General features: G+C 57.2%; 14 protein-coding genes, 3 pseudogenes and 1 riboswitch. Of the genes and pseudogenes, 11 read left to right on the top strand and 6 right to left on the bottom strand.

What is annotated here, in order from left to right; translation table 11 throughout:
- From mraZ to ilvI, 4 genes are all read right to left on the bottom strand, one after another.
- Window positions 1–459: a division/cell wall cluster transcriptional repressor MraZ gene (mraZ, locus tag HA41_RS01415; protein WP_094119257.1), complete on the bottom strand. Its 459-nt coding sequence runs from the start codon at window positions 457–459 to the stop codon at window positions 1–3.
- A gap of 500 nt (window positions 460–959) precedes the next feature.
- The gene (cra, locus tag HA41_RS01410) at window positions 960–1,970 is read right to left on the bottom strand and encodes a catabolite repressor/activator (protein WP_094119256.1); all 1,011 of its coding nucleotides are present in this window, start codon (window positions 1,968–1,970) and stop codon (window positions 960–962) included.
- Window positions 1,971–2,166: 196 nt separating this feature from the next.
- Entirely contained in the window at window positions 2,167–2,658 is a 492-nt protein-coding gene (gene ilvN / locus HA41_RS01405; RefSeq protein ID WP_094119255.1) for an acetolactate synthase small subunit, read from the bottom strand.
- A gap of 2 nt (window positions 2,659–2,660) precedes the next feature.
- On the bottom strand, window positions 2,661–4,385 hold the full coding sequence (gene ilvI / locus HA41_RS01400) for an acetolactate synthase 3 large subunit (protein ID WP_094119254.1): 1,725 nt from the start codon (window positions 4,383–4,385) through the stop codon (window positions 2,661–2,663).
- Between the two features lie 718 nt (window positions 4,386–5,103).
- Between ilvI and leuL the strand changes: the two genes are divergently transcribed.
- The 5 genes from leuL (at window position 5,104) to leuD (ending at window position 9,964) form a co-directional block, all read left to right on the top strand.
- Window positions 5,104–5,202 carry a leu operon leader peptide gene (leuL, locus tag HA41_RS21625; RefSeq protein ID WP_193387671.1) on the top strand — a complete coding sequence of 33 codons (99 nt, stop codon included), beginning with the start codon at window positions 5,104–5,106 and terminating at the stop codon, window positions 5,200–5,202.
- 88 nt (window positions 5,203–5,290) lie between these two features.
- Window positions 5,291–6,853, top strand: a complete 1,563-nt coding sequence (gene leuA / locus HA41_RS01395) for a 2-isopropylmalate synthase (RefSeq protein WP_094119253.1) — start codon at window positions 5,291–5,293, stop codon at window positions 6,851–6,853.
- 2 nt (window positions 6,854–6,855) lie between these two features.
- Window positions 6,856–7,947: a 3-isopropylmalate dehydrogenase gene (gene leuB / locus HA41_RS01390; protein ID WP_094119252.1), complete on the top strand. Its 1,092-nt coding sequence runs from the start codon at window positions 6,856–6,858 to the stop codon at window positions 7,945–7,947.
- 4 nt (window positions 7,948–7,951) lie between these two features.
- On the top strand, window positions 7,952–9,355 hold the full coding sequence (gene leuC, locus HA41_RS01385; protein ID WP_094119251.1) for a 3-isopropylmalate dehydratase large subunit: 1,404 nt from the start codon (window positions 7,952–7,954) through the stop codon (window positions 9,353–9,355).
- A 3-nt stretch (window positions 9,356–9,358) separates the two neighbouring features.
- A complete protein-coding gene (leuD, locus tag HA41_RS01380) occupies window positions 9,359–9,964 on the top strand; it encodes a 3-isopropylmalate dehydratase small subunit (RefSeq protein WP_094119250.1) in 606 nt (201 codons plus the stop codon).
- 38 nt (window positions 9,965–10,002) lie between these two features.
- Here leuD and HA41_RS01375 read toward each other — a convergent pair whose 3' ends face one another.
- Window positions 10,003–11,181 carry an MFS transporter gene (locus HA41_RS01375; protein WP_094119249.1) on the bottom strand — a complete coding sequence of 393 codons (1,179 nt, stop codon included), beginning with the start codon at window positions 11,179–11,181 and terminating at the stop codon, window positions 10,003–10,005.
- Between the two features lie 252 nt (window positions 11,182–11,433).
- On the opposite strand from HA41_RS01375, the gene sgrR reads away from it, so the two are divergent.
- The 4 genes and pseudogenes from sgrR (at window position 11,434) to thiQ (ending at window position 16,522) form a co-directional block, all read left to right on the top strand.
- Window positions 11,434–13,095 carry an HTH-type transcriptional regulator SgrR gene (gene sgrR, locus HA41_RS01370; protein ID WP_094119248.1) on the top strand — a complete coding sequence of 554 codons (1,662 nt, stop codon included), beginning with the start codon at window positions 11,434–11,436 and terminating at the stop codon, window positions 13,093–13,095.
- 35 nt (window positions 13,096–13,130) lie between these two features.
- Window positions 13,131–13,222, top strand: a riboswitch (TPP riboswitch).
- Between the two features lie 45 nt (window positions 13,223–13,267).
- Window positions 13,268–14,252 (top strand): annotated as a pseudogene (thiB, locus tag HA41_RS01365) (thiamine ABC transporter substrate binding subunit).
- Window positions 14,228–15,837, top strand: a pseudogene (gene thiP / locus HA41_RS01360) (thiamine/thiamine pyrophosphate ABC transporter permease ThiP). The pseudogenes thiB and thiP overlap by 25 nt, the downstream one beginning before the upstream one ends.
- Complete coding sequence (gene thiQ / locus HA41_RS01355) at window positions 15,821–16,522, top strand: thiamine ABC transporter ATP-binding protein ThiQ (RefSeq protein ID WP_094119247.1); 702 nt, start codon at window positions 15,821–15,823, stop codon at window positions 16,520–16,522. Before thiP ends, thiQ begins: the two are co-directional and overlap by 17 nt.
- A gap of 1 nt (window position 16,523) precedes the next feature.
- On the opposite strand, the pseudogene HA41_RS01350 reads toward thiQ, so the two are convergent.
- Window positions 16,524–17,287: pseudogene (locus HA41_RS01350) on the bottom strand (DedA family protein).
- A 171-nt stretch (window positions 17,288–17,458) separates the two neighbouring features.
- Between HA41_RS01350 and polB the strand changes: the two are divergent.
- Both polB and rapA read left to right on the top strand, forming a co-directional pair.
- Entirely contained in the window at window positions 17,459–19,819 is a 2,361-nt protein-coding gene (gene polB / locus HA41_RS01345; RefSeq protein WP_094119246.1) for a DNA polymerase II, read from the top strand.
- Between the two features lie 155 nt (window positions 19,820–19,974).
- A complete protein-coding gene (gene rapA / locus HA41_RS01340; RefSeq protein WP_094119245.1) occupies window positions 19,975–22,881 on the top strand; it encodes an RNA polymerase-associated protein RapA in 2,907 nt (968 codons plus the stop codon).
- Window positions 22,882–22,899: the final 18 nt, after the last annotated feature.

Here is a 22,899-nt window from a genome sequence, read left to right as displayed (position 1 = left end):
CTATAGCGACAAGTCCTGCAACCGCTCAGATAAAGGCTCCTGAGCCGACTGTTCTGCGTCAATATCTTCCCTGACTTGTTGATACCAGGTCTGTTCATCCCACAGTTCAAACTTGTTGAACTGTCCAACCAGCATCACTTCTTTGGTTAATTTTGCGTGCTGACGAAGCGTATTCGCCAGCAACAAGCGGCCTGCATTGTCCATCTGACACTCACTGGCATGCCCGAGTAACAGGCGCTGCACGCGGCGCTCAAGCGGGTTCATACTGGATAAGCGAGCAAGCTTTTTTTCAATGATTTCCCATTCGGGCAGGGTATAAAGCAACAGACATGGCTGGTGGAGGTCGATGGTACAGACCATCTGCCCCTGAGACTCCCCGTTCAGTAAATCGCGATATCGCATTGGTACAGCGAGCCGCCCTTTACTGTCGAGATTGACTAACGTTGCTCCACGGAACATGTCAGCCCTACCCCCTGGATACCCATTTACGCCACTTTATCCCACTTTTTACCACGAAACGAGTTTAAGGACCCGATGAAATCCTTGTCAAGCCGGAGCGGCAGTTGAATATCACCCTTTACAGGTCGGAAAATTAGCGTCCGATGACGTTATATTCAAAAAAAGGGGAAAAAATAAAAAATTAAACCGATGAATACCTGAATAAAAAATAGCGGCGAGCAAAAAAGCGGCTAAAAAATAGAGCAATGTAAAGCGCTAAATATTTATCGTGGTTTCTGAGACGGCGGCGGCATTTTAGGGGATTTCCGAAAGGAAGCCCAGCGCCTTCAGGCGAGACGGGAAAGTGGGTTTGTTGAAGATGTAAACAAATAAGATAAATAAAGCTTTTTGATTTGTTAGATTCAATGAGCAGAATTTACGCTTTTTTACCTCGGGCAATTTTTTTGTCAATGTCATAACGGCAATTTAAAATGGTGGGCAGCAGTAATACTGCCCAGGACTCATTTAACTTTCCGACTTAATTGTCCACGTCGGTATAAATTACGCCGGATGCGGGTTAAGCCCGGTTTGGGTTTTCTCGGTTCGTCTAACGAGGCTAAAACCAATTCCAGTACCCGCTCTGCCACATCACGGTGACGCTGACCGACCGCAAGCACCGGACACTCCAGAAAGTCCAGTAATTCGTGGTCGCCAAAGGTGGCAATAGCCAGCTCGGTCGGAAGCCGCCCGTCACGTTTCAGCGTCACATCCATTACGCCCTGCAGCAGACCAAACGAGGTGGTGAACAGCGCCTCAGGCATGGGGTGATCTTCAAGATACTTTTCGAACAGTGCCGCCGCCGCGCTGCGCTCAAAACTGTTGCAGTAGATGTAGTCAATCGGACGGGTATCCTCTTTCCACGCCTCACGGAATCCCATCTCGCGCAGGAAACTGACCGAAAGCTCAGGCAATGCGCCGAGAAACAGCACATTTTTCACCTCAAGCTGCCGTAATTCCGCCGCCAGCGTATAGGCGTCATCCTGATCGGCACCCACCACGCTGGTAAAATGCTCACGATCGAGCGCGCGGTCTAAAGCGATAATCGGTAGTGGATCGTTGATCCAGCGCTGGTAAAACGGATGTTCTGGCGGTAACGACGTTGAGACGATAATCGCATCAACCTGCCGTTGTAGCAGATGTTCAATGCAGCGCATCTCATTATCAGGCTGATCTTCCGAACAGGCGATCAGCAGCTGATAGCCACGCTGGCGTGCCTGACGCTCAAGGTAGTTTGCGATGCGGGTATAACTGGTATTCTCAAGATCAGGAATAACTAAGCCAATCGAACGCGTACGCCCGGCGCGCAGACCAGCCGCTACCGCGTTAGGGTGGTAATTGTGCTCACGCACCACCGCCATCACTTTCTCAACGGTTTTGTCGCTGACACGATACTGCCGCGCTTTGCCATTAATGACATAACTGGCCGTGGTGCGCGACACGCCTGCCAGGCGCGCAATTTCATCCAGTTTCACGATAACCCTCAATCAAGGCCGCTCGAACGACAAAAATAGCCGCAGTTAAGCTATGGACAACTCATGGTTATCATCTAACAGCAGAAAAGTGCGCGGAGCAACCGCTTTTCTGAATGTAACCCGCCTGGCGCATAAAAAATAAAAAAACCCGGCATTTCGCCGGGTTAGAGACATCCTGAGTGATGACGTTGCGTGATTAACGCATGATGCGATCGCCGCGTGATACGCCGACGATACCGGAGCGCGCCACTTCAACAATCTCCGCCACATCGCGTACCGTCGTCAGGAAAGCATCCAGTTTATCACTGGTGCCCGCCAGCTGAACCGTGTACAGCGTGGGCGTGACATCGATGATCTGACCCCGGAAGATCTCCGCGTTGCGCTTTACCTCTTCCCGGCCATAGCCACTGGCCTGAATCTTCACCAGCATGATCTCGCGCTCAACGTAAGCGCCCTGCCCCAGTTCGGTGACGCGCAGCACGTCCACCAGCTTGTGCAGCTGCTTCTCAATCTGCTCCAGCACCTTCTGATCGCCGACCGTCTGAATGGTCATCCGCGACAGGGTCGGATCGTCGGTTGGCGCAACGGTCAGACTTTCGATGTTGTATCCGCGCTGTGAGAACAGGCCGACGACGCGGGATAATGCGCCGGATTCGTTCTCCAGCAGAACCGATAAAATGCGACGCATAATTATGTCCTCTCCGTTTTGCTTAACCACATCTCATCCATGCTGCCACCGCGAATCTGCATCGGGTAGACGTGTTCGCTGCCGTCAACGGTGACATCCACAAACACCAGCCGTCCCTGCGCCAGTGTTTCCAGCGCCAGCACCAGCTTCTCTTCCAGCTCAGCCGGATGCTCTATGGCGATCCCCACATGACCATAGGCTTCAGCCAGACGGACAAAATCGGGCAGCGACTCCATATAGGACTGGGAGTGGCGGCCGGAGTAGATCATATCCTGCCACTGTTTCACCATGCCGAGGAAACGGTTGTTGAGGTTCAGCACCAGCACCGGCAGGTTGTACTGCAGCGCGGTGGAGAGCTCCTGAATGTTCATCTGGATACTGCCGTCACCGGTGACGCAGATGACCGTCTCATCCGGCAACGCCATTTTCACGCCCAGCGCGGCCGGCAGGCCAAAGCCCATGGTGCCGAGGCCACCGGAGTTGATCCAGCGACGTGGCTTATCAAACGGGTAATACAGCGCCGCGAACATCTGATGCTGACCGACATCAGAGGTGACATAGGCGTCGCCTTTGGTCAGTCGACAGATGGTTTCAATCACTGCCTGCGGCTTGATTTTCGCACTGGTGCGATCAAATTCCAGGCAGTGACGACTGCGCCAGCCCTCTATCGACTGCCACCAGTCACGCAGGCTGTCGAGCGGTTGTTTGCTGTCGGTTTGCGCCAGCAGCTCCAGCATCTGCTGCAGCACCTGCCGGGCATCGCCGACGATCGGGATATCGGCCGCCACCGTTTTCGAGATAGAGGTCGGATCGATATCGATGTGCATCACCGTGGCATCCGGGCAATATTTTGCCAGGTTGTTGGTGGTTCGGTCATCAAAGCGCACCCCGACGCCAAAAATCAGGTCAGCGTTGTGCATCGTCATGTTGGCTTCGTAAGTGCCGTGCATCCCCAGCATCCCCACGCACTGGCGATGAGTGCCAGGAAACGCACCCAGTCCCATCAGCGAGGTGGTCACCGGAATATTCAGACTCTCCGCCAGCTGCAGCAGCTCCGCCTCACAGCCTGCGGTGATGGCTCCACCGCCGACATACATCACCGGTTTGTGCGCTGCCAGCAGCGTATTCAGTGCGCGTTTGATCTGCCCTTTATGCCCCTGAATCGTCGGGTTATAAGAGCGCATGCTCACTTCTTCCGGCCAGTGATAAGGCAGTTTGTTGGCCGGATTCAGGATGTCCTTCGGCAGATCGATCACCACCGGTCCCGGACGTCCGCTGGAGGCCAGCCAGAACGCCTTTTTCAGTACCGTCGGGATCTCTTCAGTGTTTTTCACCAGGAAGCTGTGTTTCACCACCGGACGGGAGATGCCGACCATGTCGCACTCCTGAAAGGCGTCATAACCGATCAGCGACGATGGCACCTGGCCCGATAGAATCACCAGCGGGATGGAATCCATGTAGGCGGTCGCGATACCGGTAATCGCATTGGTAGCACCGGGTCCGGACGTCACCAGCACCACGCCGACTTCGCCGGTCGCGCGCGCCAGGCCATCCGCCATATGCACCGCGCCCTGTTCATGGCGCACCAGAACGTGGTCGATACCTCCGACAGTTTGCAGCGCGTCGTAAATATCTAATACCGCACCACCCGGATAACCGAATACCTGCTTAACGCCCTGATCGATTAACGAACGGACGACCATTTCGGCTCCTGACAACATCTCCATCTTCTGCCTCCAGGCGTGAGGACCGGGCTGCGCTAACGTGCCTTGCGCGTTACGTCATCCCGATGCCTTCTTTGCCAATGTAAGATCAAAACCTTATGTTTATGCCCGCACGACGGAAACGCATTCCGCTGTCCGGATACAGAGAATTCTGTTGAGTTCATTGTTTTGAGAGTAGGTCGATTACCATAACCGCAGTTAACCTGGCAGGCAAACCGCAAACGCGCGTAAATTAAACCCGGCGAACGTAAAGGCTCTGCGCGATAAGAATGGGCTACGCCGATTAAACTAATTACGCCGCAGAACCGCAGAGGAAAATGCTGGCGATGAAATTATTTTCAGCGCGATCTAAGAAATAGCGAAAAGTTATTGCCGCCTGACACAGCCCACAATTTCCTGTCTCTTTTCTTTTCTGGCGTAATTAACCTTAAAACCATTAAAGTTCATACGATTATGCTGAACAGGCGAAAATAAAACTCTCCACTCCGCGTGACTAATAAATAAAATAATCATTAATTTTCAATTAATTATGAAATAATCGAGCATCACCACACCGCCCGCGAGCGTCCGTTTTAACCCGCACCGCCTGCTCTGTTGTTCAATACGCTGCTTCACCGATATCTGACAGAATATTTTCCTTAATCGCCGCAAAAAATAGCCTTTCATTCAAGGTTGACATCCCCGGAAGATTCCAGTACCAATATGTGCAGCACAAAATTTTATGAGGTTTGAATCCATGTTTCGTTCTTCTCGCCTACTCGGTCTACTACTAAACGCATTCAGTTTGCGCGGTAGACTTGTGGGCGGAATCAAACACTGATTCAAACCTGCTGAAAGTTAAAAACCCGCGCCTGTCGCGGGTTTTTTTATGCTCGTTGCAAGGCAAGAAATGCATAAGGATGATTACGATGAGCCAGCAAGTTATTATTTTCGATACCACTCTGCGTGACGGTGAGCAGGCATTACAGGCCAGCCTGAGTGTGAAAGAAAAATTGCAGATCGCATTAGCGCTGGAGCGCATGGGCGTTGACGTTATGGAGGTCGGTTTTCCGGTCTCTTCTCCCGGTGATTTTGAATCCGTACAGACCATTGCACGTACCATTAAAAACAGCCGGGTTTGCGGTCTGGCGCGCTGTGTAGAGAAAGATATCGACGCCGCTTACGAATCACTGCGTGTTGCCGAAGCCTTCCGTATTCATACTTTTATCGCGACATCGCCGATGCACATCGCCACTAAACTGCGCAGTACGCTGCCTGAGGTGATTGAGCGTGCGGTGAAGATGGTGAAACGCGCCCGCAATTACACTGATGACGTTGAGTTTTCCTGTGAAGACGGTGGCCGTACGCCGATTGACGATCTGTGCCGGATGGTGGAAGCGGCGATTAACGCCGGTGCCCGCACTATCAACATCCCCGACACCGTTGGCTATACCCTGCCAGGCGAATATGCGCACATCATCAGCCAGTTAACTCAGCGCGTGCCAAACATTGATAAAGCGATTCTGTCGGTGCATACCCATGATGATCTGGGCATGGCGACCGGTAACGCCCTCGCCGCCGTGCAGGCGGGTGCCCGTCAGGTTGAAGGCACGCTGAACGGCCTGGGCGAGCGTGCCGGTAACTGTGCGCTGGAAGAGGTGATCATGGCGATCAAAACCCGCCAGCAGATCATGAATGTCCACACCAACATCAATCATCAGGAAATCTACCGCACCAGCCAGATGGTCAGCCAGATCTGCAATATGCCGATCCCGGCGAACAAAGCGGTGGTCGGCTCCAACGCCTTCGCCCACTCCTCCGGCATTCACCAGGATGGCGTACTGAAGAACCGCGAGAACTATGAAATCCTGACGCCTGAATCGATTGGCCTGCACAAAATCCAGCTCAACCTGACCTCGCGTTCAGGCCGTGCGGCGGTCAAACACCGCATGGAAGAGATGGGCTACGCAGAGTCTGATTACAACCTGGATACCCTGTACGACGCCTTCCTGAAGCTGGCTGATAAAAAAGGTCAGGTGTTTGATTACGATCTGGAAGCGCTGGCCTTTATCAATAAACAGAATGAAGAACCGGAACATTTCCAGCTGCACGAATTCAACGTCCAGACCGGCTCCAGCATTACCGCCACCGCCTCAGTAAATCTGGGCTGTGGCGACGAGACAAAATCGGATGCCGCGACCGGCAATGGCCCGGTTGATGCCGTCTACCAGGCGATCAATCGCATCACCCAGCTGGATGCAGAGCTGGTGAACTACAAGCTGACCGCCAAAGGCCACGGCGAAAATGCGCTGGGTCAGGTAGACATTGTAGTGAGCTACAACGGCCGTAAGTTCCACGGCGTGGGTCTGGCGACCGATATCGTGGAATCCTCCGCCAAAGCGATGGTGAACGCCCTGAACAATATCTGGCGCGCCAGACAGGTTGAACAAGAATTGCAGCGCAAATTTAAAGATCAGAAGGAAACGGTATAACTATGTCCAGTTCTTCCCATATCGCAGTGTTACCGGGTGACGGTATCGGCCCTGAAGTGATGGCGCAGGCGATGAAAGTGTTAGACGCGATTCGTCAGCGCTTCGACATGCGCATCACCACCAGCGAATACGCGGTCGGCGGCATCGCCATCGACCAGCATGGCGAACCGTTACCCCCGGCCACCGTCGCGGGCTGTGAGCAGGCGGATGCCATTCTGTTCGGTTCGGTTGGCGGACCTAAGTGGGAACACCTGCCACCCGCCTCGCAGCCTGAGCGCGGTGCGCTGCTGCCGCTGCGTAAACATTTCCGTCTGTTCAGCAACCTGCGTCCGGCGGCGCTCTACAGCGGGCTGGAAGCTTTTTGTCCGCTGCGCAGCGACATTGCCGCTAAAGGTTTCGATATTCTGTGCGTGCGCGAACTGACCGGCGGCATCTATTTCGGCCAGCCGAAAGGTCGTGAAGGCAGCGGTCCGCACGAGCGGGCATTTGATACGGAAGTTTACCACCGCTTCGAAATCGAACGCATCGCCCGCATCGCCTTTGAGTCAGCGCGCAAGCGTCGTCACAAAGTAACCTCCATCGACAAAGCCAACGTGCTACAGACCTCAGTCATGTGGCGTGAGATTGTCAATGAGATCGCCAGAGAGTACCCGGATGTCGAGCTGAGCCACATGTACATCGACAATGCCACCATGCAGCTGATCAAAGATCCGTCGCAGTTTGATGTACTGCTCTGCTCTAACCTGTTCGGCGACATTCTCTCTGATGAGTGCGCGATGATCACCGGTTCAATGGGCATGCTGCCTTCCGCCAGCCTGAACGAAGAGGGTTTTGGTCTGTTTGAACCGGCGGGCGGCTCTGCGCCCGATATCGCCGGTCAGAACATCGCTAACCCGGTGGCGCAGATCCTGTCACTGGCGCTGCTGCTGCGTTATAGCCTGAATGCCGATGACGCCGCTGATAGTATTGAGCGCGCCATCAGCCGGGCGCTGGAAGAGGGTTACCGCACCAAAGATTTAGCCGGTGACGGCCCTGCGGTCAGCACAGATGAGATGGGCAGCATCATTGCCCGCTTTATCGCCGAGGAAAAATAAAATAATGAAAACCTTATACCAGAAGTTATTTGATGCACATGTCGTCCACGAAGCGCCAAACGAAACGCCGTTACTCTACATCGATCGCCATCTGATCCATGAAGTGACATCGCCGCAGGCGTTTGACGGGCTGCGTGCGCACGGACGTAAAGTTCGTCAGCCCGAAAAAACCTTCGCCACCATGGATCACAACGTCTCTACCCAGACCAAAGACATCAATGCATCGGGTGAGATGGCCCGTATCCAGATGCAGGAGCTGATGAAAAACTGCGCCGAGTTTGGCGTCCAGCTCTATGACCTGAACCACCCGTTCCAGGGCATTGTCCACGTTATCGGTCCTGAGCAGGGCATGACGCTGCCGGGCATGACCATCGTCTGTGGTGACTCCCACACCGCTACTCATGGCGCGTTTGGCTCGCTGGCCTTTGGTATCGGCACCTCGGAAGTGGAACATGTGTTCGCTACTCAGACCCTGAAACAGGGTCGGGCGAAAACCATGAAAATTGAAGTGCTGGGCGAAGCGGCAACCGGCATTACCGCCAAAGATATCGTGCTGGCGATTATCGGTAAAACCGGCAGCGCGGGCGGTACCGGTCATGTGGTGGAGTTCTGCGGTCCGGCGATTGAAGCGCTGAGCATGGAAGGCCGCATGACCCTGTGTAATATGGCGATTGAGATGGGTGCCAAAGCGGGCCTGGTTGCGCCGGATGACACCACTTTCAACTACCTGAAAGGCCGTCAGTTCTCGCCGAAAGATGAGAAATGGGAACAGGCAGTCGCTTACTGGCGCACGCTGAAGTCAGATGAAGGCGCAAAATTTGATGCGGTCGTCACCCTGCACGCAGAAGAGATTGCACCTCAGGTCACCTGGGGTACCAATCCGGGTCAGGTGATCGCCGTCGATCAGGTGATCCCGAATCCGGCCTCGTTCGCCGATCCGGTCGAGCGTGCTTCAGCGGAAAAAGCGCTGGCCTACATGAACCTGCAGCCGGGCATTAAGCTGACCGATGTGGCGATTGATAAAGTCTTTATCGGCTCCTGCACCAACTCACGCATTGAAGATCTGCGTGCCGCAGCCGCCATCGCCAAAGGCCGTAAAGTTGCGCCAGGCGTGATCGCCATGGTGGTGCCAGGTTCCGGCCCGGTCAAAGCGCAGGCCGAAGCGGAAGGTCTGGATAAAATTTTCCTCGAGGCCGGTTTTGAATGGCGTCTGCCAGGCTGCTCAATGTGCCTGGCGATGAACAACGACCGCCTGAATCCGGGCGAGCGCTGCGCCTCAACCAGCAACCGCAATTTTGAAGGTCGTCAGGGCCGCGGTGGCCGGACGCATCTGGTCAGCCCGGCAATGGCGGCGGCGGCGGCCGTCACCGGCCATTTTGCTGACATCCGTCAACTGACAGGAGCCTGAGTCATGGCGAATAAATTTACCCAACACACCGGCATCGTTGCGCCACTGGATGCGGCTAACGTTGATACTGACGCCATCATTCCTAAGCAGTTTTTACAGAAAGTGACCCGTACCGGCTTCGGCCAGCATCTGTTCCACGACTGGCGCTTTGAAGATGATGCCGGCACGGTGCCGACACCGGGCTTTGTGCTCAACAAGCCGGAGTTTAAAGGCACCAGCATTCTGCTGGCGCGCGAAAACTTCGGCTGCGGCTCATCACGTGAGCATGCGCCCTGGGCGCTGACCGATTTCGGTTTCCACGTGGTGATTGCGCCGAGCTTCGCCGACATTTTTTACGGCAACAGCTTCAATAACCAGCTGCTGCCGGTGAAATTAAGCGAACAGGAAGTGGATGAGATGTTTAAACTGGTGGCGGCCCAACCCGGCATTCGCTTTACGGTCGATCTGGAAGCCCAGACGGTCACTGCGGGGGATAAAGTCTATCCGTTCGAGCTCGACAGCTTCCGCCGTCACTGCATGATTAACGGCCTCGACAGTATCGGTCTGACGCTGCAACACGAAGCATCAATCTCGCAGTATGAGCAGAATCAGCCGGCCTACCTGCGCTGATAAACCAACAGGGCGACGTGACCGTCGCCCTGTCTGCGTCAGACATCCCGTACCCGCGCCGACATCACAAAAGCCACTATCGCCAGCACAAACGCCAGCCAGTACACCGCCTCATGCCCCAGTCGCTCACTCAGGGTTCCCTGAATCACCCCAGCCAGAATCATGCCGGTCGAAATAGAGTTAGTGAACATCGTTGTGGCCGCACCTGGCCGCCCCGGCATTAAATCCTGAAACCATAGCATGCCAATCCCGGCGATAATCCCGACAAAGACCGCATTAAACAGCTGTAACACCATTAAAGAGGTCCGCGAATTGAATAATACCAACCCGAGGTAGAACAGCACACCTGCCGCCACGGCCAGCAGCATTAGCCGCCGTTTGCCCACCTTGCGGGCATAATGTCCGGCCAGCAGCATCACCGGAATCTCCAGCCCGGCGGCGGTGCCCATCAGCAGGCCGGCCAGCTTTTCCGGCAATCCCAGCGTGGTACTGATGTAGAGCGGCATATCGATGATATACATGGTGTTGCAGGCCCACATGGTCACCGAGGCGATGAACAGCAGCCGCACATCCCGGTCCCGCCAGCCGGTCAGCGGCAGACCGCCGCTTTGCAGCAGCGGTGTGGCACGCGGTACCGACGGCAGGGTAAACCACACCAGCAGAATGCAGATCAGAAACAGCGCTGCCGCCACTATAAACAGCGTCACGAAGCCGTAGTTCAGCGCCAGCGCGAATGACAGCGGCGGTCCGATCACCCACGCCAGCGACAGCTGCGCACGCATCACTGAACTGAACATCACCGCTTCCCGCGCCGACTGGTCAGCATATTCACGCGCCAGCGCGAACAGCTGCGGCATCGAAACGCTGGCCAGCGCCGACAGCAGCACACCGAGAGTAATCAGCGTCAGATAATGACGGGTAAAAGCAAACAGCAGCGCATTGACCAGTGCCATCAGGCAGCAGAACAGAATGATGTTACGACGATCGCCGACGCTGTCCGATCGCTTCGCCACCAGCATACTCACCACAATACCGGCCACCGCGTTGATGGTGAAAAACAGCCCGACCCAGAACGGGCGAGCCTGCACCTCACGGGTTAAAAACAAACTGAGCGTCGGTGCCTGCAGCGCACCGGCCACACCCAGCATGAACGAGGCGACCATAAAAGCGAGGTAGACCGGATTGATGCGGCGCTGCCGCGCTAACAGCGATTTCATACCGAAATCCCTTACAGGATGAATAGGGGAAGAGAAGAAGGGTAGACGATACCGTGCAGCATGAAAAAGCCAGCAGAGATCATCTGCTGGCGGTGTAAATGCACCCTACTCAGAAAAGCATCCCGCTGAACAGCGGCATGAGGGTCGAACGCCATTCATTGCTGAATGCCTCCCGCTCTTCCCATTAGGGAAAGTTTGCCCTTAAAATGGGGCAAGAAAAACAGAGCGCTTTTCACAGGGAGTTCCTCTTTTATGTCCTCATCTCGTCTGAAGCAGCAGTTTATCCGCCTGTGGCAAAGCTGTCAGGGTCAGACGCAGGATATCACCCTCAGCGAACTGGCTGACCTGCTGCACTGTTCGCGCCGTCACATGCGTAATTTACTCAACCGGATGCAGGCTGCCGGCTGGTTGATCTGGCAGGCTGAGGCCGGACGTGGTAAGCGCTCGCAGCTCACGTTTTGCTACACCGGCCTGGCGCTACAGCAGCAGCGCGCCGAGGATCTGCTGGAGCAGGATCGCATCGATCAGCTGGTGCAGCTGGTCGGCGATAAAAATCAGGTCAGGCAGATGATTGGCGCTCACCTGGGCCGCAGCTTTCGCCAGGGCAAACACATTCTGCGGGTGCTTTATTACCGTCCGCTGCTTAATCTGCAACCTGGCTCCGCCCTGCGCCGCTCCGAAACCCATATTGCCCGCCAGATTTTCAACGGCCTGACGCGCATAAATGAGGAAAACGGGGAAATCGAGGCCGATATCGCCCATCACTGGCAGCAGACCTCCCCGCTGCACTGGCGCTTCTTTCTGCGTCCGGCGATTCGCTTTCATCATGGTCGTGAGCTGGAGATGGCCGACGTGATCGACTCGCTGGAACGCCAGCGCCAGCAGCCGCTGTTTTCCCACATTCAGCAGATCGACTCGCCCGCGCCCTGGACGCTGGATATCACCTTAAGCCAGCCCGATGACTGGTTACCCTGGTTGCTGGCCAGCGTCAGCGCCATGATCCTGCCACGCGAGTGGCCAACGCTACGCGACTTTGCCCGCCAGCCGATTGGCACTGGCCCTTACAGCGTGATCCGCAATCAGGAAAGTCAGTTGAAGATTGAAGCCTTTGATGATTATTTCGGCTTTCGCGCCCTGATTGATGATGTCTCTATCTGGGTATTGCCGGATATCAGCGATGAGCTGGTCTATGCGGGCGTGCGTCTGCAGGGCGACGGCGCAGATGAGATCCAGGAAGAGAGCCGCCTCGAAGAGGGGTGCTACTATTTGCTGTTTGATCAGCGCTCAGAAAAGGGCCGCGACGAGGCGATACGGCGTTGGGTCAGCTATCTGTTTAATCCCATCGCCCTGCTCAATCACGCAGGCGTTGGCTATCAGCGCTACTGGTTTCCGGCCTATGGCCTGCTGCCGCGCTGGCATCACCGGCGCGATCTGACGCCGGTAGAAAAGCCGCCCGGTCTGACCCATCTGACGCTGACCTGGTATAGCCAGCACGTCGAACACGAAGGGATCGCCAATGCGCTGCGTCCGCTGCTGGCGCAGCAAGGCGTCACGCTGGAAACACGCGAGGTCAGTTATGAATGCTGGCATCAGGGCGAGGCTGACAGCGATATCTGGCTCGGCAGCGTGAATTTCACCCTGCCGCTGGCCTTCTCACTGTTTGCCCAGCTCTATGAGATCCCGCTGCTGCATCACTGCCTGCCGATTGACTGGCAGGCAGATGCCGCCCGCTGGCGCGAAAAGGCACTGCCGCTGGCGGAATGGAGTAAGCGGTTAGTGGAGGAGGCGGGTCTGCACCCGCTGTTTCATCACTGGCTGCTGCTGGAAGGCCAGCGCAGTATGCGTGGCGTGAGGATGAATACGCTGGGCTGGTTCGATTTTAAATCTGCCTGGTTTGCGCCGCCCGCGCTGTAACGCTTTCGCGCTGCGGCTGAAATGACTAGAATGTGACGTTCTCAACGGGGTGCCGCGTGCGGCTGAGAAAGACCCGTCGAACCTGATTCGGTTAATACCGACGTAGGGATTTGAGAGACCTGCTGCTCAGATCCTTTGCGACTCATCCCCTATTCTCCCGAAGGAGCGCAAAGTGTTAAACAAAGTTCTGCCACTGCTGCTGTTACTCTCCACCCCGGTACTGGCTGCTAAACCGGTGCTCACGGTTTACACCTACGACTCCTTCTCCGCTGACTGGGGGCCTGGCCCGGCGATCAAAAAAGCCTTCGAAGCACAATGCGGCTGCGAACTGAAATTTGTCACGCTGGAAGATGGCGTGTCGCTGCTGAATCGCGTGCGGATGGAAGGCAAAAACAGCAAAGCCGATCTGGTACTGGGCCTGGATAACAACCTGCTGCAGGCGGCGCAAAAACCGGCCTGTTCGCCGCCAGTCAGGTCGATACCGCGCAGCTGACGCTACCGGGCGGCTGGCATGACAGCACCTTTGTCCCGTTTGACTACGGCTATTTCGCCTTCGTCTATGACAAAACCCGCCTGAAAAATCCGCCGAAAAGCCTGAAAGAGCTGGTAGAGAGCCCGGAAAAATGGCGGGTGATCTACGAAGATCCGCGCACCAGTACGCCAGGATTAGGTCTGCTGCTGTGGATGCAAAAAGTCTATGGCGATCAGGCACCGCAGGCGTGGCAAAAGCTGGCGCAGAAAACCGTGACCGTCACCAAGGGCTGGAGTGAAGCCTATGGCCTGTTCCTGAAAGGGGAAGGCGATCTGGTGCTGAGCTATACCACCTCGCCTGCTTACCACATCATCGAAGAGAAAAAAGAGAACTACGCCGCCGCGCCGTTTGCCGAAGGCACTATCTGCAGGTTGAGGTCGCCGCACAGTTAGCCAGCAGCAAACAGCCGAAACTGGCGCAGCAGTTCATGCAGTTTATGGTGTCGCCCGCGTTCCAGAACACCATCCCGACCGGCAACTGGATGTATCCGGTGATCAACACCCCCCTGCCCGCCGGATTTTCCACTCTGAAGGTGCCCGCCACCGCACTGCAATACTCGCCGGAAGCGGTCGCCAGCCAGCGTTCAGGCTGGATTAGCCAGTGGCAACGCGCCGTCAGCCGCTGATGCCACGCTGGCTGATTTCCGGTTCGCTCGCCACGCTGCTGTTAATCAGCGTGGCGCTGTTCGCCTTTGGCTCGCTGTGGAATGCAGCGCCGGTCACCGACTGGCTCAGCGTGTTGCAGGACGCGTATCTGCACCATGTTATCGCCTTTTCCTTTGGTCAGGCGCTGCTCTCTGCCCTGCTGTCGTTGCTGCCTGCCCTGCCGCTGGCCCGCGCCCTCTATCGACGCCGCTTTCCCGGCCGTCAGTTAGTGCTGCGCCTGTGCGCCATGACGCTGGTGCTGCCAGTGCTGGTGGCGGTGTTCGGCTTGCTGACAGTCTATGGCCGCGTCGGCTGGCTGGCGCAGATTTGTCAGCTGTTGGGCATCGATTACCACTTCTCACCTTATGGCCTGCAGGGCATTCTGCTGGCACACGTCTTTTTCAACCTGCCGCTGGCGACGCGCCTGATGCTACAGGCGCTGGAGAGTATTCCGGCGGAACAGCGCCAGCTGGCGGCGCAACTCGATCTGCGCGGCTGGCACCACTTTCGGTTGCTGGAGTGGCCGTGGCTGCGTCGTCAGCTGCTGCCGACCGGCGCGCTGATCTTTATGCTCTGCTTCGCCAGCTTCGCCACTGTGCTGTCGCTGGGCGGCGGGCCGCAGGCCACCACCATTGAACTGGCGATTTTTCAGGCGCTCAGTTATGACTACGATCCCGGACGAGCCGCCCTGCTGGCGCTGATTCAGCTCGGCTGCTGTCTGACGCTGGTGCTGCTCAGCCAGCGTTTCAGCAAGGCGATTCCCGTCGGCACCAGCCAGCTTCGCGGCTGGCGCGATCCGCAGGTTCGCGCCTGGCGCAGCTGACCGATGGACTGCTGATTGTGCTGGCGTTACTGCTGCTGTTGCCACCGCTGGCGGCGGTAGTGGTGGATGGTTTGCACGGCGGCCTGCGCGGCGCGCTGGCCGAGCCAGCACTGTGGCAGGCGACACTGACCTCATTGCGTATCGCGATGGGTGCCGGTCTGCTCTGTGTGATACTGACGCTGATGCTGCTGTGGAGCAGTCGCGAGTTGCGCCTGCGCCAGCGTCCGGTCGCGGCGCAGCTGATTGACACCAGCGGGATGCTGATTCTGGCAATGCCAGGGATTGTACTGGCGACCGGTTTCTTTTTGCTGTTTAACGCCACCGTCGGCCTGCCGGACTCAGCAGATGGGCTGGTGATCTTCACCAATGCGCTGATCGCCATTCCCTATGCGCTGAAAGTGCTGGAGAACCCGATGCGTGACATCGCCGGGCGCTACGGCTGGCTCTGCGAGTCACTGGATATCCACGGCTGGAACCGGCTGCGGTTGATAGAACTGCGGGCGCTGAAACGTCCGCTGGCGCAGGCGCTGGCATTTGCCTGCGTGCTGTCGATTGGTGATTTTGGTGTCGTGGCGCTGTTTGGTAACGCCGACTTCCGCACGCTACCGTTCTACCTTTATCAACAGATCGGTGCCTATCGCGGCGCCGATGGCGCAGTGACCGCTCTGCTGCTGCTGCTACTCTGTTTGTTGCTGTTCACCCTGATGGAAAAATTACCGGGCCGCCATGCTGACTCTGAATAACCTCACCTACCTTTATCAGCACCTGCCGATGCGCTTCAGCCTGCACGCCGAACGCGGCGAGCGGCTGGCGATCCTCGGACCCAGCGGGGCGGGAAAAAGCACGTTGCTCAGCCTGATCGCCGGATTTCTGCCGATTCGTCAGGGCACGCTGATGATTGATGGACAGGACCACAGCCACAGCGTACCGGCCAGACGGCCGGTCTCCATGCTGTTTCAGGAAAACAATCTGTTTCCGCACCTCAGCGTACAGCAGAACATGGCGCTGGGACTGCATCCGGGGTTGAAGCTGAACGCGGACCAGCGCCAGCAACTGACTGCGCTGGCCGAACAGGTGGGACTGGGCGGTCTGCTAACGCGGCTGCCGGGCGAGCTGTCAGGTGGACAACGGCAGCGCGTGGCACTGGCGCGCTGCCTGCTGCGTGACCGTCCGGTGCTGCTGCTGGATGAGCCCTTTTCAGCGCTGGACCCGGCGCTGCGCAGCGAAATGCTGCAACTGGTGCGCTCGGTGTGCGAAGCCCGCAGCATCACGCTGCTGATGGTGTCACACAGCCTGGAAGATGCGCAGCAAATCGCGCCGCGCAGCGTAGTGATTGTCGATGGTCGGGTTTACTGGGATGGCGCGACCCAACAGTTGCTGTCGGGCGAGACGCGGGAAGCTGAGGTACTGGGCATCCCGCGCCGCTAAATTATTCGAAAAAGACCTGCCACAGCAGGTGACGGAAAATCGGCATCATCGGATGAAACTGAATGCCGACGAAGGCGGCGATGGCGACCGCCAGCCCCAGCGGTCCCAGCCAGCGCAGCCGTTCCGGCGGCAGATACGCGCTCGCCCAATCCTGCTTCCTGCCACTGCGCCACCAGCGCCACCCAGCCAGCCACCCAGCCACACCACAATCGCGGCCGTCAGCAGCAGCCACTTGAAGTTGCCGCCCTGCGCCGCCTCGGGAACATCCACCGCCACACCTGCCAGAATACCGGGCAGCAGATAGAGCGGCGGCCACAGAATGCAGCCAATCAGGTTTGGCGGCAGGAATTTACGTACCGGCAGCTCCAGCATTCCCGCGGCCAGCGGGATCAGCGGACGCGTCGGCCCGACAAAGCGCCCCACCAGAATGGTAAACATGCTGTGCTGATGCAGCGCGTGTTCGGTTTTATCCAGCAAACCTTTATACTTTTGCAGATACTTCCAGCGATGCAGCGGCCCCTGAAATTTCCAGCCGATACCGTAGGAAACCCAGTCACCAATCAGGCAACCGGCAAAGCCCGCCGCCCAGGCCGGATAAAGACCAATCTGTCCGCTGCCCACCAGCGCACCCAGACTCGCCATCAGCACGGTACCCGGCAGCAACAGCCCGACCAGCGCCAGCGATTCCAGAAAAGTGACCAGCGCTACCGCAAACAGCGCCCACTCCAGCGACTGCGTAAACAGGTGTTGTACCCAGGCTTCCATAAACTTCCTTAGAAAAAGCAGAAGGCTGGATTGTCCAGAGCCAGCCGCACAGCGTCAAGGCAAGAATTGTAGGACAATGTTGACAAAACCCAGCGGCGGGAACTGTATAAATATCCATGTTATACTGAGCGGGTTTTCTCACCGATCAAAAATCCTGAGTCTGGAGACGATGTGAATAGGCCCCGCGCAGGTTTTCTGCTTACCCGCCACTGGCGCGATACGCCGCAAGGCAGTGAAATTATCCTCTGGCTCGCCACCGATCAGGGTGCCCAGCGCGTGGTGCTGCCGGTTCAGGAGTCAGTGGCGTTTATTCCGCGTGAGTTTCAGTCTCAGGTCAGCGAGCTGCTAAAGGATGAGCGTCAGCTGCGCATCCAGCCGCTTGAACTCAAAGATTTTCGCCAGCGCCCGGTGTTCGGGCTCTATTGCCGGCAGAACCGCCAGCTGCAGCATATCGAAAAGCGGCTGCGTGAACAGGGCATTCCGGTCTATGAAGCGGATATCCGCCCGCCGGAACGCTACCTGATGGAGCGTTTTATTACTGCCCCGGTCTGGTTTGATGGCAATGCGCAGGGCGACAGCGTGGTGAACGCCCGGCTGAAGCCGCATCCCGACTATCGGCCACCGCTCAAATGGGTCTCGCTGGATATTGAAACCACCCAGCACGGTGAGCTTTACTGCATCGGGCTGGAGGGTTGCGGCCAGCGCCAGGTCTACATGCTCGGTCCGGCGAACGGCGATGCCAGCGCACTCGATTTTGAGCTGATCTACCTCGATACCCGACCGCAACTGATTGAAGCACTCAATCAGTGGTTCGCTGAGCACGATCCCGACGTGATCATTGGCTGGAACGTGGTGCAGTTTGACCTGCGGGTGTTGCAGAAACACGCCGATCGCTACGCTATTCCGCTGCGCATGGGCCGGCAGAACAGCGCACTGGAGTGGCGTGAGCACGGCTTCAAGCCCGGCGTGTTTTTCGCCCAGGCCAGCGGCCGCCTGATCATTGATGGTATCGACGCGCTAAAGTCCGCCTTCTGGGATTTTCCGTCATTCAGCCTGGAATCGGTGTCGCAGCAGTTACTGGGCGAAGGCAAGGCGATCGATAATCCGTGGCAGCGCATGGAGGAGATCAACTGGCGCTTCGCCAACGATAAACCGGCGCTGGCGCGCTATAACCTGAAAGATTGTGAACTGGTGACGCGCATTTTCCACAAAACGGCGATCATGCCGTTTTTGCTGGAACGCGCGGCAGTGAACGGCCTGGCAGTGGATCGGCACGGTGGTTCGGTCGCCGCGTTTGGCCATCTTTATATTCCGCGCATGCACCGGGTCGGCTTTGTCGCGCCGAACCTCGGCGATGTGGCGCCGGAAGCGAGCCCCGGCGGTTACGTGATGGATTCGCGCCCGGGACTTTACGACTCGGTGCTGGTGCTGGATTACAAAAGCCTCTATCCGTCGATTATCCGCACCTTCCTGATCGATCCGGTTGGGCTGGTTGAAGGGCTGGCGCACCCCGATGATGTTGATTCGGTGGAAGGTTTTCGCGAGGCGCGCTTTTCACGTCATACCCACTGCCTGCCCGCTATCGTCGAGCAGATCTGGCTGGGCCGCGAAGCCGCTAAAAAGCAGGGCAACCAGCCACTGTCGCAGGCGCTGAAAATCATTATGAATGCGTTTTATGGCGTACTCGGCACCAGCGCCTGCCGCTTTTTCGATCCGCGCCTCGCCTCCTCGATTACGATGCGTGGTCACGCCATTATGCAGCAGACCCGCACGCTGATTGAGGCGGAAGGCTACGATGTGATTTACGGCGATACCGACTCGACCTTTGTCTGGCTGAAATCGGCCCACAATGAACAGGATGCGGCAGCGATTGGTCAGCAGCTGACACAAAAAGTGAACGCCTGGTGGCGTGACCATCTGCAGCAGACCCAGGGTCTGACCAGCGCGCTGGAGCTGGAGTATGAAAATCACTTCTGCCGTTTTCTGATGCCTACCATTCGTGGCGCTGAACAGGGCAGTAAAAAACGCTATGCCGGCCTGATCCGTGAAGCGGCGGGCGAACGCATGGTGTTCAAGGGGCTGGAGTCGGTACGTACCGACTGGACGCCGCTGGCGCAGCAGTTTCAGCAGCAGCTCTATAGCCGGATTTTCCATCGTGAGCCGTGGCAGGACTATATCCGCGCCACCGTGGCGCAGCTGCTGGCCGGTGAACTTGACGATCAGCTGATTTATAAAAAACGCCTGCGCCGTCCGCTGAAAGAGTATGAACGAAATGTGCCGCCGCACGTCCGTGCCGCCCGGCTGGCAGATGAGCAGAATCGTAAATTAAACCGGCCGTTGCAGTACCAGAATGGCGGCCGGATTCGTTACGTGATGGCGACGGCTGGCCCGGAGCCACTGGAGGCGCGAACCACGCCACTGGATTACGATCACTACGTCAGTAAGCAGTTACAACCGGTCGCCGACGGGATTTTACCTTTCGTCGGAGGGGACTTTGCTACACTGATTACCGGGCAGCTGGGTCTTTTTTGACAGGTGACGAATGCCCTGCCATCCAGTACCATAGCGCCCTTCCTGATATTCACCGCGCTAAGAGAGACTCTCCAGACCTGCTCGTTTGGATGAAATCCTATTGCCTGAGTATCCGGGAACACCTCTAAAAACGTTAAAATTCGAGCTAAAAATATATGGTTTTTACATTAGGTCAGCGCTGGATTAGTGATACGGAAAGTGAACTGGGACTGGGCACGGTGGTGGCGGTTGATACCCGTATGATCACCCTGCTGTTCCCGGCCACCGGGGAAAACCGCCTCTACGCCCGTAACGATTCGCCTGTTACCCGCGTCATCTTCAATCCGGGTGACACCATCACCAGTCATGAAGGCTGGCAGATGCGCGTCGATGAAGTACGCAACGAAAATGACCTGATGACCTATATCGGCACCCGTCTTGATACCGATGAAAGCGACGTGATGCTGCGCGAAGTGATGCTCGACAGTAAGCTGGTCTTCAGCAAGCCGCAGGATCGTCTGTTTGCCGGCCAGCTCGACCGGATGGACCGCTTCGCCCTGCGCTTCCGCGCCCGCAAATATCAGAGTGAGCAATATCGTCTGCCGATCAGCGGTTTGCGTGGCATGCGCACCAACCTGATCCCGCATCAGCTGCATATCGCCCACGATGTGGGCCGTCGCCACGCGCCACGCGTGCTGCTGGCGGATGAAGTCGGGTTGGGTAAAACCATTGAAGCCGGGATGATCATTCAGCAGCAGCTGCTGGCCGGACGCGCCGACCGGGTGTTAATCGTAGTGCCGGAAACTCTGCAGCATCAGTGGCTGGTTGAGATGCTGCGCCGTTTCAACCTGCGCTTTGCGCTGTTTGATGACGATCGCTATACCGAAGCCCAGCACGACAGCGATAATCCGTTTGAAACCGAACAGTTAATTATCTGTTCGCTCGACTTTGTGCGCCGCAACAAGCAGCGTCTTGAACTGCTGGCCGATGCCGAATGGGATCTGCTGGTGGTCGATGAAGCGCACCATCTGGCGTGGTCGGAAGGCGCACCGAGCCGCGAATATCAGGTGATTGAGCAGCTGGCGGAAAAAACCGCTGGCGTCCTGCTGTTAACCGCAACCCCGGAACAGCTGGGAATGGAGAGTCACTTTGCCCGTCTGCGCCTGCTCGACCCCAATCGCTTCCACGACTTTGCCGCGTTTGTTGAAGAGCAGCAGCATTTCCGGCCGATTGCCGATGCGGTGACCGCGCTGCTGGCGGATCAGCCGGTCTCGCAGCAGGAGATGAACCGGATCAACGATCTGGTCGGCGAGCAGGATATTGAGCCGCTGCTGCAGGTCGCCAACAGCGATCGTGACGGCAAGCAGGAGGCGCGTCAGGAGCTGATCTCGATGCTGATGGATCGCCACGGCACCAGCCGCGTGCTGTTCCGTAACACCCGTAACGGCGTCAAAGGTTTCCCGAAACGCGAACTGCACCAGATTCGTCTGCCGCTGCCAGCACAGTATCAGACGGCGATTAAAGTCTCCGGCATTATGGGCGCACGTAAAAGCGCAGAAGAACGCGCGCGTGACCTGCTCTATCCGGAGCAGATTTATCAGGAATTTGAAGGCGACAGCGGCACCTGGTGGAACTTCGATCCGCGCGTGGAGTGGCTGATGGGTTACCTCACCACCAACCGTAAAGAGAAAGTGCTGGTGATCTGCGCCAAGGCCGCCACGGCGCTGCAACTGGAGCAGGTATTGCGTGAGCGCGAAGGTATCCGGGCGGCGGTGTTCCATGAGGGTCTGTCGATCATCGAACGTGACCGTGCTGCGGCGTGGTTTGCTTCGGAAGAGAACGGCGCGCAGGTGCTGCTCTGCTCAGAAATCGGTTCAGAAGGCCGTAACTTCCAGTTCGCCAGCCGTCTGGTGATGTTTGATCTGCCGTTTAACCCGGATCTGCTGGAGCAGCGTATCGGTCGTCTCGATCGCATCGGTCAGGCGCATGATATCCAGATCCTGGTGCCGTGGCTGGAGAAGACCGCACAGGCGGTGTTACTGCGCTGGTATCACGAAGGGCTGGATGCGTTTGAACATACCTGCCCGACCGGCCGCACTATTTATGACAGCGTGCATTCGCAGCTGATCGACTATCTGGCGGCACCGGAAAACAGTGACGGCTTCGATGCCTTTATCACTGACTGCCGTAAGCAACACGAAGCCCTGAAACTGCAACTGGAACAGGGACGCGATCGCCTGCTGGAGCTGAACTCCAACGGCGGCGACGCGGCTCAGGCGCTGGCGAATGCGATCGCTGATCAGGACGATGATACCGGCCTGGTGAACTTCGCGCTTAACCTGTTTGATATCGTTGGTATCAATCAGGAAGATCGCAGCGATAACCTGATCGTGCTGACGCCATCCGATCATATGCTGGTGCCCGACTTCCCTGGCCTGCCGGAAGATGGCTGTACCATCACCTTTAACCGCGATCAGGCGCTGTCACGCGAAGATACCCAGTTCATTACCTGGGAACATCCGCTGATCCGCAATGGTCTGGATCTGATCCTGTCGGGTGATACCGGCAGCAGCGCCATCTCGCTGCTGAAGAACAAGGCGCTGCCGGTCGGTACGCTGCTGGTCGAGCTGATCTACGTGGTCGAAGCGCAGGCACCGAAGCATCTGCAGCTGACCCGCTTCCTGCCACCGACGCCGATCCGTCTGCTGCTGGATCGTAACGGTACTAACCTGGCGGGCAAAGTGGAGTTTGAAAGCTTCAACCGTCAGCTGAATGCCGTTAACCGCCATACCGGCAGCAAGCTGGTCAACGCGGTACAGCAGGATGTTCACGCCATTCTGACGCAGGGCGAAGAGAGCGTAGTCAGCGAAGCGCGTGCGGTGATTGATGCAGCCCGCGCAGAAGCGAACGAGAAGCTGGGTGCGGAGCTCTCCCGCCTGGAGGCGCTGAAAGCGGTCAACCCGAACATTCGTGAAGATGAAATCGAGGCGCTGGAAAGTAACCGTCAGCAGGTGCTGGAAAGTCTCGATCAGGCTAACTGGCGTCTCGACGCGCTGCGCCTGATTGTGGTGACTCACCAGTAAGCTCAGGGGCCGCATGGC

The sequence above is a fragment of the Pantoea conspicua genome (assembly GCF_002095315.1).
GTDB classification, from domain to species: domain Bacteria; phylum Pseudomonadota; class Gammaproteobacteria; order Enterobacterales; family Enterobacteriaceae; genus Pantoea; species Pantoea conspicua.
This window is presented reverse-complemented; position numbering and strand designations above follow the sequence as displayed.